The organism is Streptomyces mutabilis (genome assembly GCF_014649815.1).
GTDB classification, from domain to species: Bacteria; Actinomycetota; Actinomycetes; order Streptomycetales; family Streptomycetaceae; genus Streptomyces; species Streptomyces mutabilis.
Genome location: NZ_BMTT01000201.1, coordinates 1 through 611, shown reverse-complemented (window position 1 = coordinate 611; position 611 = coordinate 1). Strand labels below are relative to the sequence as shown.

Here is a 611-nt window from a genome sequence, read left to right as displayed (position 1 = left end):
GACCTCGCAATCCAATCTTAGCAACGGGAAGCTAGCTTGTCACTACTTCCTTAAAACCATTCAACGACATTAACTCAAATGCACCACTTGATTGACTCGGACTTAGCCCGGTCTCCGAAAGGATAAACAGGCAAATTGTGGTAGTAAAACGTACCGGAAAACGAAATTCCGGCTCTGCCTCCGAATCACGCTGCGGTATCGAAAGATTACAGTGCGTACCTGATAAGAGCACCAATCAACGGACTAGGGATTTCTTGGATTGCACCGTCGAAAGAAGCCCAACCTAACCAGACTTAGCTAGATTAGCCGGCTAAGAAGCCATGACCCAATCACCGATCATGGAGAAAAGCGAAGACTCAAAGTCGTTGTCGCTTCGCTCCATTTTGATTAGTACCACATTGGGGCATTAGGTTTTCTATGCCCAGACTGGGTCTAATTCCCAATTAGAAGGAATTCCCATGGAATCGAGAAGAATAGGTATATGTGAATATTTTTGTAGTAGCTCCTTTAACTTATCCTTAAAAGGGGTCTCGGTCACACTTAAATCCTTGGATGTTAAGTGAAGAACAACCAATAGTGTGTATATCTTATTTTTCCTAGTAGGAGCATGA

1 protein-coding gene is annotated in these 611 nt (G+C 43.5%); it reads right to left on the bottom strand.

The window, feature by feature from the left end; all coding sequences use genetic code 11:
- Positions 1–415 precede the first annotated feature (415 nt).
- Positions 416–611: hypothetical protein (locus IE142_RS40020; RefSeq protein WP_229831270.1), on the bottom strand; the 196-nt coding region annotated here is incomplete at its 5' end.